A 14,075-nucleotide genomic window follows, 5' to 3' on the forward strand; every position below is an offset into this window, starting at 1 on the left:
GATTGATCCCCCTTGGACAAAGTGTTGGACTGCATTAGCGATTATACTACAAATTGGACGGATGGAGGTTGAACAAGTTGACCGGAGATTCCCTAGCCATAACCGACCGAATCAAAGCGCCTAATCCTGTTAAAACCTTGATAGGGGTGTTGCTTCCCATAATTATTCTGACACTGCCCCCTAACCTCGACCGGGATAGAAATTTCTATTTATACTACATCATGCTGGTATGGATTGGACTCAGTATCGTGACCTGCATCTTCATTCTTATCAACGCCCTGCGGAAGGAAGGGCAGCTTCAATGGGGGACAGATTCGCTTATTATTCGCAAAGAGCGCATCTCCGCGTCAGGGATTAAGGTCATTTACATAGATGGTCCGCTAGTAGGAATATTGCCTGCAGGCAAACGGATTGTCCCGGTTAATCTCTGCTTCAGGTTCACAGAAGACACAGCAGCGGTGAGGAAGAGACTAATGTACTGGGCAGAAGAGAACGAAATTAGGCTAAAATACAAGAGATTTGTCAGATGGCTCTGAACAGAATATGGAAAGGCGTCTAAAGACAGGGATTCTATAGCACTAGATTACGGGGAGTTTGTGACTTTCACCGGATTGTTACTTTACCGTCTGTTGACTATGATCAAGTGGAGCATAACGGAATATTTCTATAAATACAAAAGGGGTGCTGGTACTTGAAAGTACATGTCACGGATCTGAAGCACGGTGATTGTCTAATGGCAGACACTTTCAATGGTGTAGGTCTGCATGTTCTCCCCAAGGGGACACGTGTGGAGCGGGAAGAGATTAGTATCCTGATCCGGCACAAAATTGATTATGTCGATATCGAGCCGCGCAGCGGGCTGCATACGGATTCCGAACCTGCGCCCAGCCACGGGCTGCACGATGATTTTGATCTCGCTATTTTGAATTATGAAGCGATTTTTCTGGAAGCCTTGACGAAGGGTAGCTTCTCGCAGCCGGCAGTCGATGATACACTGAAGCCGCTATTGGAGACCTTGGAAGGGCAAAAGGATGTTGTCTCCCTGCTGCTCCTGCTGGACCGGGATGACATCGATACATATCACCACTCATTACAGGTGGGCTTATTATCCTATTACATTGCAGCGTGGATGGGTTACTCCAAGGAGGAGCGCTACCTGATCAGCCGTGCGGGCTATCTGCATGATATCGGCAAAAGCCAGGTGCCCCTGTCGATCCTGAACAAGCAGGGTCTGCTGACGGATTCCGAGAAGGATGAGCTGGCACGCCACACCTTCTATGGCTATGATCTGATCCGCGGCTCCAAAATGGACGAGGTTACTGCGCTGGTAGCCCTCCAGCATCATGAGTATGAGGATGGCTCAGGTTATCCGAATCAGCTGCTCAAAAAAGAGATTCATCCGTACGCCCAGATTGTTTCGGTAGCCAACATCTATATGTCGCTCACCACTTCTACTGCGAACCGTCCCAAGCAGGGGCTGGTTACGGTGCTGCGCAAGGTGCATGAGATGGGCTTCGGCAAGCTGAACGAGACGGTGGTGCAGGCATTGACCGGACATTTACTGCCCAGCTTCGTGGGCAAAAATGTGCAGCTGAGCAACGGCGAAGTGGGCATGATCGTCATGAATAACCCGCTGGACCTCTTTAAGCCGCTCGTAAAAGTGGGCGAGGGCTTCCGGGATTTGTCGCGTGAACGCAGCTTGTCCATTGATGAAGTAGTTAACTGAATAACTGGATGAAGAGGCACTGTCCGCAGCGAACCCTTCTAATTAACGGCCGGACTGTCCTTTTGGACGGTTTGGCTTTTTTTCGTGTGCAGAGAGAAGAAAGGAGGTTGCGCGCAGGAGTCCCTGTGACCGGAGGAAGGTTTGTGTTCACGCCATAGATTGGCTATGATTAATGAGAGATGGAAGAGTTGCATAGAGATTCTAGTCATTCTGTACAGCAGCATAAAGGAGAAATGAAGATGCATACCGACTACCAGTTAGAGAAATTGAAGCAGCTCAAATATGAGCTTACCCGCTTTATGATGATTTACAAGTTCGCTCTTGCCGAGATGGAAACCAAGATTGATATCCTCAAAGAGGAATTCCAGCTGCTACACGATTATAGCCCGATTGAGCACACCAAGTCCCGGATCAAGTCCCCGGAGAGCATTATGAAGAAAATGCTGCGCAAGAACAGTGAGCTGTCCCTCGCACAGATCAAATCCAGTATTAAGGACATCGCCGGGCTGCGGATCACCTGTTCGTTCATTTCAGATATTTATCAGGTCAGCGCTATGCTACAGAAGCAGGACGATCTCAAGGTGCTTGAGGTGAAGGATTATATTAAAAAACCGAAGCCGAACGGTTATCAGAGTCTGCATCTGCTTATCGAGGTTCCCGTATTCATGTCGGACTGTCAGGAGCATGTTTGTGTTGAGGTACAGATCCGCACGATTGCTATGGATTTCTGGGCCAGCCTGGAGCATAAAATTTTCTATAAATACAGCCAGGCGGTTCCCGAGCATCTGACACGTGAACTTAAGAATGCGGCTGACAAGGCGTACGAACTCGATCTGCAGATGGAGCGGCTGCACCGTGAAATTAAGGAAATCAAGGATTCGCAGGAGGACGAAGATCCATTCTCCGAGTTGCGGGATATGATTCTTAATAATCAGCAGTTCAGTCTGCCGGATAACTTTGTTAAGCTGTTGAAGGAATAGATGATGGTTTGACAGAAGGACATATACATACAGGAGTTAACAAGGGAGCGACTACAGGATGAGTGAAAAGCGTCTTCGTACCATTGCAGTGAACCAGGCAGGTTATTCAAGCGGAGGAGATAAGCTGGCTCTGTTCTCCTGGGACACCCCACGTTACCATATAATTGACATAGCAAGCGGAAATGTGGTATTCACCGGACAGACCGGGGCTAATATTGAGGATAAGCCCAGCGGCTGCCGTGTGCGCAGCGGAGATTTCTCGGCGCTTACCTCACCCGGGGAGTACCGGATCGAGGGGGCGGAGGGGGAGCAATCCGCTGCATTTTTTATTGCAGAGAAGCCGTATCAGAAACTGCAGCGGGGATTGCTGAAAGCCTTCTATTACTACCGCTGCGGCGTGGAGCTTGACGGAGAGTATGCGGGAGCCTGGGGGCATAAGGCCTGCCATCTGGCAGAAGGTACGGTCATCGGCCAGCCCGGGCTGAGACAAGACAGCAGCGGAGGGTGGCACGATGCGGGAGACTACGGAAAATACTCCGGGCCTGGAGCGAAGGCCGTAGCGGATCTTCTTCTGGCCTGGGAGCTGTATCCTGCGGCGTTTGCCGGTGTACATACACTACCCGAGAGTGACGGCAGCCTGCTGGATGTCCTGCTGGAATGCACCGTGGAGCTGGACTGGCTATTCAAAATGCAGGAGTCCGGCAGCGGCGGAGTCTACCACAAGCTGACCACAGCGCATTTCCCCGGACTTGATGTGATGCCGGAGGAGGATACTGGGGAGCTGTATTTCTCGCCAGTCTCTGCAGCTGCTACCGGGGACTTCGCCGGTGTGATGGCTATGGCGGCGCGGATCTACAAGCCGTTCGATGAGGCATATGCGGCGCGGTGTCTGGAAGCCGCGCGGGCTGCCTGGAGCTGGCTGACTGCGCATCCGCATGTGCCGGGCTTCACCAATCCGCGAGGGATTACCACAGGGGAATATGGCGATAAGGTAGACAGTGACGAGCGCTTTTGGGCAGCGGCGGAGCTATTCCGCACGACAGGAGATGAACAATTCCACAGTGCTGCTCTTGAGCTTGCCAAGCTGCCGTTCCCCAAATACAGCTTCGGCTGGGGGGATATGGGCGGCTATGGCACACTGGCTTACCTGCTCATAGGGGAAGCAGGCACGCTGCCATCCTTGTATGCGGAGTTAAGGGAGGGCTTGCTGGCAGAAGCAGACCGCCTGCTGCGGCAGAGCCGTCATGACGGCTACAGAATCTCGCTGCTGGAGCAGGATTATATCTGGGGCAGCAATATGCTGGTCATGAACCATGCCATGCTGCTGCTGGCAGCGGAACATTTCAGCGGGGAACAGGAATATGCTGCTTGTGCTCTGGATCATCTGCATTACCTGCTGGGCCGCAATGTGCTGGGAATCAGCTATGTGAGCGGGTTCGGCGAACATGCGGTCATGCATCCCCATCACCGCCCTTCTGTGGGCGATCATGTGCTTGAGCCGGTTCCGGGCCTGGTGGTTGGCGGCCCGGACCGGGGACTGCATGATGAATATGTGAAGAAGCATTTGCGGCGCAAACCCGCAGCCCAGTGTTACGCGGATCACGAGGACAGTTATTCCACGAACGAGGTAACGATCTACTGGAATTCACCGGCATTGTTCGTGACGGCGAGATTCAATTGCTAATCAGATAAGGAGACGGGCCATGCAGTCATTCAAAGTGATTAGTCTGGATATGTTCCAGACCCTGGTGAATATTGAGAGCAGGCGGTCAGCGGTCTGGAGGCCGATTCTCCAGCAGACGTTCAGTGAAGCAAGGGCACTGCAACTCGGCAAGCAATTGCTGAGCCGTTATTATGCCGCAGCCTGCGAAGCCCGGGAGGCGGGTACTTTTATCAGCAGCAGAGAGATCTATTACAGAGGGTTTCAGAGCGTATTCCAGGAGTCCGGCTTGGATTACGATTGTGAGCAGGCAGTGGATAACCTCTTTGCTCAGCACCGGCTGTCTGAAATGTACGCTGACACCGAGGCCTTCTTACAGCGCATATGCCGGAATTATCAGGTATGTATTGTAAGTGATACAGATGATCTTATGCTTCCTGAGTTCTACCGGAATTATCCCATCTTGCTGTTCACTTCGGAGACGTATCAGTCGTATAAAAATGACACGCATAACCGTATGTTTACTGAGGTGATAGCCCATTATGGGGTGGAGCCGGAGCAAATTATCCACATTGGAGACTCTGCGTCAGATATTCTCGGAGCAGCCAGAGCCGGAATCAAATCCTGTTGGCTCAACCGGAACGGTCAGCCCTGGGAGCTTGAAGTCAAGCCGGATGTTACAGCGGGAACACTGGAAGAGGCCTATGAGCTGATATCCAGCGAACAATAACAAAGGAGCTGTGAGCGAAATGAACGACGATGTGGAAGAGCAGGAGCTGGAATTGTTAAAATACCCGATTGGAAGATTCGCCCCTAAGGGGAACCGGACAGCAGAAGTGCGGGCAGCATCGGTTGCGGTCTTTAGGCAGTTGGGAGAGGAGCTGCGGGCAGCAGTAGAGCCGCTAACGGCGGAACAGCAGCATACGCCATACCGGCCGGGAGGCTGGACCGTAGTTCAGGTCGTGCATCATCTAGCCGACACCGGCATGTACGCGTACCTCCGTTTCAAGCGGGGGCTGACGGAGGAAGCACCGCTGGTTCCAAGCTACAGACAGGATCTGTGGGCGGAACTGGGCGATTCTTCCAACGAACCGGTGGAATCCTCACTTCAGCTCATCGGACTGCTTAACCGGAGATTCGCGACCTTGCTGGACTCCTTGCAGCCTGAGGATTATGACCGGACCTTCGTAAGCGGCGGTCTTGGTGAAATGACACTGGACACCGCAGTGGAAAGGTACATCTGGCACAGCCGCCATCACATTGCGCAGATTACAGCATTAATCCAGCGAAGCTGCTGGTGAATGATAACTTTGTTGTACCATGGACAGACGGAGAGGGTGTGTACCCGCCGTCTTTTTATTTTGTCTGGGATTGGAAAAGGGTGTGGAGGTCCGGCGAGTATACGAGGAGTCTGGAATGTATGTGGAAAACCACATACATTGGGGCAGATACGGGGCCTCCGGGCAAAATGTATGCGGAAAACAGCATACAATAGCATAGGCGGCTGCGGGGCACGTGAGACGTTACTCCTTTTATGGTTGCAGCTCCATCCAGCGACTGCCCATCCGCACAATCTATTGTAGAATGAACCTGTCACCTGGGCGTGGGCGGATACATATCTTATAACCAGAACGATAAAAACGGCCCCGAGGAAAGGACGGATATGTGTGACCTCTTATATGGACTATACGTCGCCGAATACACAGTTTACGTTTGATATGAATTGCAACACCTTGTTCAAGAAGGATGACTGCAATTATATCAACGTACTGGGCATCAAAAATCTGAACACCCTGGAGAATACCTCGCTGCTCGATATCTTTCTCAGCAGATCCAATGTAGTCGAGCCGCATTATCATCAAAATGCCGCTGAGCTGGTGTATTGCATCTCAGGCGCGGCTGTGGTGTCGCTGATCAACCCGTTTACGAATGAGCTGCTGCATTTTCCGATCACCCCGGGCCAGGTTGCCAATGTACCGCAGGGCTGGTGGCATTATGAAGTGGCCACGATGGATTGCACCCATCTGCTGGCGATCTTCGATGCTCCAACACCGGAGGTCATCCTCGGCTCGGATATTCTGAGTCTAACTCCGGCCAATGTGCTGGCACATACCTACTGCCTCAATGAAGCGCTGGTTAAGGAAACACTGGCTCCGGTGAAGCCTCAGACCCTCATTGGTCCGCCTGCAGACTGCTGCCCCCCTGCGAAGGCTGCGGCCGAGAATATGAAGGGAACCTACCCCGCTCCTGCCAATATGGCGCCGATGATGGCTAATGCGAACATGCCGCCTTACATGCATCAGCAGCAGGCTCCGCAATCCTTCGGATACCAGCCGATGGCGGTACACGGTTATTATGCTCAGCCGTATGCCCAGCCCTACCGCCAGCAGCAATACGTCCCGGCTCCTCCGCAAGCTGTACATGAGGCGGGAACCGAATAACAGAAATCCACACAGCACAAACGGCAGCGTATTCTGTGAATGCAGAATGACGCCGCCGTTTTTTTTGCAAATATAAGAACTTATATGTTTCACATTATAACTTATCCTTCAATTTCTCGCTGAAACGGTGCCGTCCTATAAAAGGACGGCAAAGCCGTTTCTACTTGGATCTAAGATGAGATAGTTTGTCTTCAATGATTCTTATCTGGAACCTGGAAAGAATGCAGATAATTCTGAATATCCTCCTGCGGGGTCTCGAGCAGACCTGTCAGCATGCGCTGAATAGCATACAGGGAGGCAACCTTTTCGTCGATTTCGGTGATTTTGTCACGGACGAGTTCCTTTAAGGTATCTTCATCCATCTTTGAGCCGAGCAGGGCGAGCGCCGCCTGGATTTCTTTCAGTGAGTAGCCCAGGGACTGGGCATCCTTGATGAACTTCAGCTTCACCAGATAATCGGCAGAGTAGATCCGGTATCCCTTTGCGGTCCGCTCCGGGGGAGGCAGGATGCCGCTGTCTTCATAGTAACGGATGGCTGCCGCACTCAGCCCTGCCTGCCGCGCCAGTTCACCACGGGTCATTCCCTTCATCTGTTATTCCCTCCTGTACTCGATATCTATCTACGTCTATGGTCTCTTGTGCGTGTAGGCCGGGTCAAATGTTACCTCCGGGTATTCGGCCGAAGGACCGTTCAATAGAGCCTGAGGCTCGCCTTTCAGATATTGATCGAAGAATGACCGTACATAAGATCTGGTAATATCTACAGTATGCACCGGATCGAGACCATTTGCGAATAAGGAAGGCGACAGCAATGCAATCTCGGTGAAGCTCTGATGGATGAAATGATCGATGGTCAGATAATAGGTATCCCCGGAGCTGCGGGTCATCACAGACTCCAGATCGGGAGCGAATTCCTCATAAAAGACCTTATCCTTCTTCGTTGCAGCCGGATCAAGACTCTGAGCGGTACCGCCAGTCATCATATACATAAACGGCTGCTTAAGCCCGGCATGCGCAACCTCCCCCCAGAAGCCGCCTTCCAGACTGATGCCTGCCTTGAACCGCTTATCCTGGGCAAGTGACTCAGCAGTGGTTGCCCCGCCATAGGAATGACCGAAGATCCCAGCGCGGCTGAGATCCAGCTTACCCTGGAACAGTCCGTTCGGGTCCTGATTGTTCCACTCCGTCAATGTATCCAGCACAAAGCTGGCATCTGCTGCACGGATTGCGATCCCGTTCACATTGTGATTGTAGAGCTCAGCAGAAGTATCGAATTCGGGATCAGGCACGTAATAGACTGAGTCTCCATCTGGGTAAGTGACTTTGGCTGAGGTATAAGGATGGTCCATCCCCACTACGATATACCCTTGGCTGACCAACTCTTCAATCACTGACATACTTTGAAACCGGGTGGAGCGGATTCCCGGCGAGAACAGCAGTACCGGATAACTGGCTTCTTCAGCAGACAGCTGTACTCCATCGACGACATGGGTAGGGATAGCGGTGACATGACTGAACAACAGCTTCGGCAATCCGAATACAAGGCTCACCGCTTCCCCTAAAGCGGAAGGATAATGGCCTTTTGGCTTACCCTCAGCGAGTTCCGGAGCGACCGGGTACCAGACATTGATCATCAGCTTCCGCTTGTCGCCTTCCTGTGGGCTTAGTGTCTCGTCACGGTTCTCATCCGTCAGCTCTCTTGCTATCGTTCCGATGGCATAGTGTCCTGTTGGTTCGGGTAACGTGAACATGGGCAGCAGCCGGCTCGCATATACGGATACACCTGCCAGAAGGAGGATAACGATCAGCAGCAGGCTTTTCCATAGCTTCGTAGATCTCTTCGGCCGGTCCCGTGAGTCTTGCTTCAAGAGCCTGAAGCTCAGTATGATCAGTAGCCCTAGTGCTGCGGCGTAGGCCGGAGCCATCTGGATACGGTAATTCTCTATCACTCCATGCAGTCCCAAGGCTGTTATGACAGCCAGCAGCATCCCGGTATCCAGCCGCCGGCCCTTCTTCATAAATAAAATCCCCGCTGTGGCAGCCAGAATCACAACAATAATTACAATCTCTAATCCTCTCATTTGCAGTACCTCCACCTATAATTGTCTGTTACAGGGATAGCATAAAGGTTGAAGTATACTTCAAGGTCAAGGCTTAATTAGCCGGTAAAAGTGACAGACAACGGGGAGCCCTGAGATGGAAAGCAAAAAAGACGGCAGAATGTTCTGTGAATTCAGAACATTCTGCCGTCTTTGTTATAATATAAAGCTAGGATAAGCGGACCAGCACGCGCCCCCGGGTGCCCGACTGGAGAATATCCTGAAGCGCCGCAGGCAGCTCAGTCAGAGAAATCTCACGGTCCACCAGCGTATCCAGCACCGCAGGCTTCATGTCGCCTGCCATACGCTGCCAGAGCTTGGCCCGTATCTCCATAGGGCAAGCTACGGAATCGATGCCGAGCAGACTGACTCCGCGCAGGATAAACGGCAGGACGGTGGTTGGGACAGCCGTGCCTGCGGTTAAGCCGCTTGCGGCAACTGCGCCGCCGTAGGCGATTTTGCTCAGGACAGCAGCAAGCGGGGCGCCCCCCACTGAATCTACTGCGGCCTGCCAAAGCTGCTTGTCCAGCGGCTTCACCGCAGTGCCTGCGACCTCTTCGCGGGAGATCACCTCTGCAGCACCCAGCGCCTGCAGATATCCGGCTTCATCCGTTCTGCCGGTACTGGCGGTAACCTGGTAGCCCAGCTTCGCCAGTATGGCGGTTGCCGCACCTCCGACACCGCCGGTGGCACCAGTGACGAGTACTTTTCCCTGATCGGGAGTCATGCCTTGTGCTTCCAGCGCCTGCACAGACAGCGCCGCTGTGAATCCGGCTGTGCCATAGATCATAGCTTCCCGCAGGGTTAAGCCCTCCGGCAGGTCCACTACCCAGTCTGCAGGAATGCGGGCGTACTCGCTGAAGCCTCCGAAGTGGGAGACTCCGATCCCATAGCTGGTGGCAATGACCGACTGGCCTTCGCGGAAGCGGCTGTCCTTCGATGAGACTACCGTCCCTGACAGGTCAATCCCCGGAATGAACGGATAATTTCGTACAATATTCCCATTCGGGATGCTTGCCAGCCCGTCTTTATAGTTTACACTGGAATAAGCTACCTTAATTAACACTTCACCGGCGGGCAGTTCTTCCAGGGATACCGGTCTGACCTCTATGGAGAATGGTTCTGTCTTGTCCACTACCAATGCTTGAAAAGGGTTCGTCATATCTTCTCTCTCCTAATCCTTGCTGTGTTTGTTCGAAAATAAGAATTCATAGTCTTCGCGCCATTACTATTGTGCCCTGTCAATCTTGGAAACACAATGATATCCTACACTAGATGGTTACTAAGGAGAGTCCATATGAGAGTGAAAATACGTAAAACCGTGCTTACCACAGCAATCTGCCTCGTTCTGGGCGGGGGAGCGCTATACGGGTTCGCAGCATCTGATTCCGCCCCGGCGGCACACCACCGGCTGCGTCTAAGTGAGGACGAGCCTGTGCGGTATTTGCAAGGGTTGGAGTCTGTGACTCAAGATCAGCTGGAGCTGACGCTTGGCGATCAGAGCCGTCCGGGCAATTATATCAGTATCCCTAATCATACAGAGTTGCTATGGAGGAAGCCAGTGCCTACACCGGCAGGTGAAGGGGAGCTAATCAAGTTCATACAGGAGGGAAGCGCGGTCTATCCTGCTCCTGAAGTTACTTATTATTGGCTGTGCTATCAGCGTCCCGGCAAGAGTGACAGCGATAATACGGTAACCTACTATATAGAAGCGAAAGTATTGGGGCAAGACGAAGAAGCTGCGGAAGCAGAGCTGCTAAAGCTGGCTGAGGAATGGGAAATTCCCGGTTAACCCGGAATAAATTATGAACATCGTGTGAACTGTAGTATATTGAGGATAGAATTCATCCGTCTGATGAGGGAGGCATAACTCTATGTCCATTGCAACAACGATGATTATCCGGCTTGAAATCCGTAAGGCAGAAGCTACTTTTGGTGATGTGGCGTCCAGGCTGGCAGCGGCTGGCGGTGATATTGTAGCGATTGACGTGATCCGTGGCGGCAAGGATGTGACGACCCGTGACCTGACTGTCAATGTGCAGGATGCGGCGAATGAAGAGATTATAAGCGTGCTGAAGAATATGGCCGGGATCAAAGTCATCAATGTCTCCGACCGTACCTTCCTGGCCCATCTGGGCGGCAAAATCGAGGTCACCCCAAAGATGCCGATCAAGAACCGCGAGGATCTGTCGCTGGTGTATACCCCCGGTGTGGCCCGTGTCTGTACGGCAATTGCCGAAGATCCGTCCAAGGCATATTCCCTGACGATGAAAAGAAATACGGTAGCTGTCGTCACCGACGGTACCGCTGTGCTCGGCCTTGGCGATATCGGGCCGGAGGCGGCGATGCCGGTGATGGAAGGCAAGGCCATGCTGTTCAAGCAGCTGGCGGATATTGACGCGTTCCCGCTGTGTCTGGATACCAAAGTTCCGGAAGAAATCATTCAGATCGTGAAAGCGGTTGCTCCCGGCTTCGGTGGCATCAATCTGGAGGATATCAGCTCTCCGCGCTGCTTCGAGATTGAACGGCGGCTGTCGGCGGAGCTGGATATTCCGGTCTTTCATGATGACCAGCATGGAACGGCAGTAGTTGCTCTGGCTGGTCTGCTGAATGCGCTCCAAGTCGTAGACAAGACTATCGAGGATTCCAGAATCGTAGTCGTCGGCATCGGAGCGGCAGGGGTGTCGATCTGCCGTCTGCTGCTGGCTGCGGGTGCGAAGCAGATCTACGCGGTAGACCGGGCAGGGATACTGCACCGGAATGAAGCCTACTCGAACCCTGAGTGGAGCTGGCTGGCCGAAGCTACCAACCCTGAGAATCTGAGCGGAGGACTCGACGAAGCCATGCGCGGAGCGGATATATTTATCGGGGTCTCCGGGCCAGGCATTCTCAAGGTGGAGCATCTGAAGACGATGGCCCCGGACAGTATCGTGTTCGCCATGGCTAATCCGACCCCGGAGATTGAACCGGATCTGGCAGAGCCTTACGTCCGGGTGCTGGCCACCGGCAGAAGCGATTACCCTAACCAGATTAATAACGTGCTGTGTTTTCCGGGGATTTTCCGCGGGGCGCTGGACTGCCGGGCGAAGACTGTGAATCTGGAGATGAAGCTGGCAGCGGCGCAGGCCATTGCAGCAGTGGTCCACCCGGATGAGCGGAATGAGCAGTATATTATTCCGAGCATTTTCAACGAGAAGGTCGTGGAGCAGGTACGTCTGGCTGTCATCCGGGCAGCTATCGCCACTGGCATCGCCCGGCGCATCCCGCCGGATGTGAGCTGAGGAGCGCGCTGAGCATCTGGAAGGTGAACAAAGCTGTGGCCTGGGGCCGCGGCTTTGTTTGCGTCTGCTTAGCATGGTAAAATATACGAATGTATACAATGATTCTTTCTTTCAGGAGGGCGTATGTACCGCAGAATTCATATTATGGGAGCTTCCGGGGCGGGAACGACGACCCTGGGCAAGGCGCTTGCGGAGAGGCTTCCGCATGTTCAATTGGATAGTGACGATTACTTTTGGGAGCAGAAGTACACGAAGCAAAGTGTTGTAGCAGAGCGTTTGAACAAATTGCAGACGGATCTGGCGCGGCATGAGCCATGGATTCTGTCCGGTGCGGTTTGCGGCTGGGGGGATTCGCTGCGTGACACGTTCGACTTGGTGGTTTTCCTGTGGATTCCTGAGCAGGTTCGTCTGGAGCGGTTGCGGGCGAGGGAGTATGAACGTTACGGGGATGAGGGTCTGCCGGGCGGAGATAAATATGAGGATGTACAGGATTTTATGGCATGGGCCGCGCTGTATGATACGGCAGGACCGGAGGTCCGCAGCCGGACGCTGCATGAGGAATGGATGGCCGGGCTAAGCAGCGATCTTTTGCGGCTGGAAGGGGATTTTACAGTAGAGGAACGGGTGGAGGGAGTACTGCAATACATGTCCCGCTAGCTCTAATTCAACCTATGGGAAAAGGGGCTGACCGTGAATGAAGAAGATGTTACGTGTGCTGCTGCTTCCCGGAGTTCTGCTACTGCTGCTGACGTCCTGCAATACGGAAACGACCCATTTCAACTATACCTTCAAGGGCGAGGGTGACACCTGGTCGGGCGTTTATAAGCAGGAGGCCAGCCAGAAGCTGATTACTAGAGGGGACAAAGTAAGCAGTGAAAGCTCCAAACAATATACCTTCGATCTGAAATACAAGGGTAAGCAGTCCGATCTGGGGGAAATCAAGCAGTTCAAATATGGCTACAAAGGCTTCAGCGGCGGCGGCACCCGCACGGAGGAAGGTCCAGTACGCTGGGATATGCTGCATATGGGTGGATATGGAGAAGGCGCGTTTGAATATGAGGACTCCGTCATTAAAGTAACTGTGGAGTGGGACGGGAAGAGTGAGGAGTTTGAGTTGAAGAATGCGAAGTAGGGGGCATAACAAGACATGGTAACCATAGAACAAATTGAAATCGTATCACTGGAAGCATTGAACACACTCTACGATGAATTAATGGGCGGACGGGCGGACCCGCTGAAGCTGGAGAATGCTTTTCGGACCATCCGGGAGGACGAGCGGTATGTGCTGCTGGGTGCTTTTGTAGACGGGGAATTGTTAGGCTCGCTGATGGGGATCGTCTGCCAGGACTTGGTGGGCGATTGCCGCCCGTTCATGGTCATTGAGAATGTGGTGGTGTCTTCGCGCGCACGGCGGCAAGGTCTCGGCAAGAAGCTGATGACTGCGATCGAAGCGATCGCGCATGAACGGGACTGTTACTATATCATTTTCGTGTCGGGGGAGAAGCGGAAGGAAGCGCATATTTTCTATGAGGCGATGGGGTATAGGGAAGAGAAGGTCGAGGGATACCGCAAGCATCTTAGCTCGCATTAGGGTGGCATAGAGGACATAAAAGTTTGGAGAAACTGAAAATTGCCCCGGCATATTCTAGCCTGAAATAGCAGTGTCCGTACGAATGACATTGTTATGGAGCCAAATTGAGGGCCATCATCTTCGAAAATTCATCCTCTGAAATGCTACCCAAGAGCGGCATGAAGGTCTGGTCTATTGTATTATGTACAATCAAAAGGTGGAAAACCATAGCTTTTTCGCCATCGATTGTACTTCATACATTAGATTTTCGGATATTTGCCTGAAATGGACCCTTTTAAGAAATTCTATTGCAGCAAA

General features: G+C 52.7%; 15 protein-coding genes. 12 read left to right on the plus strand and 3 right to left on the minus strand.

The features are described 5' to 3' along the window. Window positions 1-77 precede the first annotated feature (77 nt). The 7 genes from ACFSX3_RS12965 to ACFSX3_RS12995 all read left to right on the plus strand — a co-directional run bounded on the left by ACFSX3_RS12965 (window position 78) and on the right by ACFSX3_RS12995 (window position 6,807). On the plus strand, window positions 78-536 hold the full coding sequence (locus ACFSX3_RS12965) for a hypothetical protein (protein WP_209992278.1): 459 nt from the start codon (window positions 78-80) through the stop codon (window positions 534-536). 155 nt (window positions 537-691) lie between these two features. Further along, window positions 692-1,726 (plus strand): HD-GYP domain-containing protein, encoded by a 1,035-nt coding sequence (locus ACFSX3_RS12970; RefSeq protein ID WP_209992277.1) that lies wholly within the window; start codon window positions 692-694, stop codon window positions 1,724-1,726. A gap of 239 nt (window positions 1,727-1,965) precedes the next feature. Beyond that, window positions 1,966-2,706 (plus strand): GTP pyrophosphokinase, encoded by a 741-nt coding sequence (locus ACFSX3_RS12975; RefSeq protein ID WP_209992276.1) that lies wholly within the window; start codon window positions 1,966-1,968, stop codon window positions 2,704-2,706. A 58-nt stretch (window positions 2,707-2,764) separates the two neighbouring features. Beyond that, on the plus strand, window positions 2,765-4,390 hold the full coding sequence (locus ACFSX3_RS12980; protein WP_209992275.1) for a glycoside hydrolase family 9 protein: 1,626 nt from the start codon (window positions 2,765-2,767) through the stop codon (window positions 4,388-4,390). A gap of 19 nt (window positions 4,391-4,409) precedes the next feature. Then, on the plus strand, window positions 4,410-5,096 hold the full coding sequence (locus ACFSX3_RS12985; RefSeq protein ID WP_209992274.1) for an HAD family hydrolase: 687 nt from the start codon (window positions 4,410-4,412) through the stop codon (window positions 5,094-5,096). Window positions 5,097-5,115: 19 nt separating this feature from the next. Next, the gene (locus ACFSX3_RS12990; RefSeq protein ID WP_379256723.1) at window positions 5,116-5,667 is read left to right on the plus strand and encodes a YfiT family bacillithiol transferase; all 552 of its coding nucleotides are present in this window, start codon (window positions 5,116-5,118) and stop codon (window positions 5,665-5,667) included. A 366-nt stretch (window positions 5,668-6,033) separates the two neighbouring features. Beyond that, on the plus strand, window positions 6,034-6,807 hold the full coding sequence (locus ACFSX3_RS12995) for a cupin domain-containing protein (RefSeq protein ID WP_379256722.1): 774 nt from the start codon (window positions 6,034-6,036) through the stop codon (window positions 6,805-6,807). Window positions 6,808-6,998: 191 nt separating this feature from the next. Here ACFSX3_RS12995 and ACFSX3_RS13000 read toward each other — a convergent pair whose 3' ends face one another. The 3 genes from ACFSX3_RS13000 to ACFSX3_RS13010 all read right to left on the minus strand — a co-directional run bounded on the left by ACFSX3_RS13000 (window position 6,999) and on the right by ACFSX3_RS13010 (window position 10,068). Further along, window positions 6,999-7,397, minus strand: coding sequence for a MerR family transcriptional regulator (locus ACFSX3_RS13000; protein ID WP_209992272.1), 399 nt, complete (start codon window positions 7,395-7,397; stop codon window positions 6,999-7,001). Window positions 7,398-7,433: 36 nt separating this feature from the next. Beyond that, a complete protein-coding gene (locus tag ACFSX3_RS13005) occupies window positions 7,434-8,888 on the minus strand; it encodes an alpha/beta hydrolase family protein (protein ID WP_209992271.1) in 1,455 nt (484 codons plus the stop codon). Window positions 8,889-9,075: 187 nt separating this feature from the next. Next, on the minus strand, window positions 9,076-10,068 hold the full coding sequence (locus tag ACFSX3_RS13010) for an acrylyl-CoA reductase family protein (protein WP_209992270.1): 993 nt from the start codon (window positions 10,066-10,068) through the stop codon (window positions 9,076-9,078). Between the two features lie 135 nt (window positions 10,069-10,203). On the opposite strand from ACFSX3_RS13010, the gene ACFSX3_RS13015 reads away from it, so the two are divergent. The 5 genes from ACFSX3_RS13015 (at window position 10,204) to ACFSX3_RS13035 (ending at window position 13,778) form a co-directional block, all read left to right on the plus strand. Then, complete coding sequence (locus ACFSX3_RS13015; RefSeq protein WP_209992269.1) at window positions 10,204-10,698, plus strand: hypothetical protein; 495 nt, start codon at window positions 10,204-10,206, stop codon at window positions 10,696-10,698. 82 nt (window positions 10,699-10,780) lie between these two features. Continuing rightward, window positions 10,781-12,187 (plus strand): NAD-dependent malic enzyme, encoded by a 1,407-nt coding sequence (locus tag ACFSX3_RS13020; protein WP_209992268.1) that lies wholly within the window; start codon window positions 10,781-10,783, stop codon window positions 12,185-12,187. Between the two features lie 123 nt (window positions 12,188-12,310). Further along, window positions 12,311-12,844, plus strand: coding sequence for an AAA family ATPase (locus ACFSX3_RS13025; RefSeq protein WP_209992267.1), 534 nt, complete (start codon window positions 12,311-12,313; stop codon window positions 12,842-12,844). Window positions 12,845-12,881: 37 nt separating this feature from the next. Continuing rightward, window positions 12,882-13,319 (plus strand): hypothetical protein, encoded by a 438-nt coding sequence (locus ACFSX3_RS13030; RefSeq protein WP_209992266.1) that lies wholly within the window; start codon window positions 12,882-12,884, stop codon window positions 13,317-13,319. A 15-nt stretch (window positions 13,320-13,334) separates the two neighbouring features. Next, the gene (locus tag ACFSX3_RS13035) at window positions 13,335-13,778 is read left to right on the plus strand and encodes a GNAT family N-acetyltransferase (RefSeq protein WP_209992265.1); all 444 of its coding nucleotides are present in this window, start codon (window positions 13,335-13,337) and stop codon (window positions 13,776-13,778) included. The last annotated feature ends 297 nt before the right edge of the window (window positions 13,779-14,075 follow it).

This window comes from Paenibacillus rhizoplanae, assembly GCF_042684125.1.
Taxonomy (GTDB): domain Bacteria; phylum Bacillota; class Bacilli; order Paenibacillales; family Paenibacillaceae; genus Paenibacillus_AQ; species Paenibacillus_AQ rhizoplanae.

Bases quoted from the DNA above. Each gene is read 5' to 3' on its own strand.
- ACFSX3_RS12975 (WP_209992276.1), top strand. From the start codon at position 1,966: ATGCATACCGACTACCAGTTAGAGAAATTGAAGCAGCTCAAATATGAG.
- ACFSX3_RS12980 (WP_209992275.1), top strand. From the start codon at position 2,765: ATGAGTGAAAAGCGTCTTCGTACCATTGCAGTGAACCAGGCAGGTTAT.
- ACFSX3_RS12985 (WP_209992274.1), top strand. From the start codon at position 4,410: ATGCAGTCATTCAAAGTGATTAGTCTGGATATGTTCCAGACCCTGGTG.
- ACFSX3_RS12990 (WP_379256723.1), top strand. From the start codon at position 5,116: ATGAACGACGATGTGGAAGAGCAGGAGCTGGAATTGTTAAAATACCCG.
- ACFSX3_RS13000 (WP_209992272.1), bottom strand. From the start codon at position 7,397: ATGAAGGGAATGACCCGTGGTGAACTGGCGCGGCAGGCAGGGCTGAGT.
- ACFSX3_RS13005 (WP_209992271.1), bottom strand. From the start codon at position 8,888: ATGAGAGGATTAGAGATTGTAATTATTGTTGTGATTCTGGCTGCCACA.
- ACFSX3_RS13010 (WP_209992270.1), bottom strand. From the start codon at position 10,068: ATGACGAACCCTTTTCAAGCATTGGTAGTGGACAAGACAGAACCATTC.
- ACFSX3_RS13015 (WP_209992269.1), top strand. From the start codon at position 10,204: ATGAGAGTGAAAATACGTAAAACCGTGCTTACCACAGCAATCTGCCTC.
- ACFSX3_RS13020 (WP_209992268.1), top strand. From the start codon at position 10,781: ATGTCCATTGCAACAACGATGATTATCCGGCTTGAAATCCGTAAGGCA.
- ACFSX3_RS13025 (WP_209992267.1), top strand. From the start codon at position 12,311: ATGTACCGCAGAATTCATATTATGGGAGCTTCCGGGGCGGGAACGACG.
- ACFSX3_RS13030 (WP_209992266.1), top strand. From the start codon at position 12,882: ATGAAGAAGATGTTACGTGTGCTGCTGCTTCCCGGAGTTCTGCTACTG.
- ACFSX3_RS13035 (WP_209992265.1), top strand. From the start codon at position 13,335: ATGGTAACCATAGAACAAATTGAAATCGTATCACTGGAAGCATTGAAC.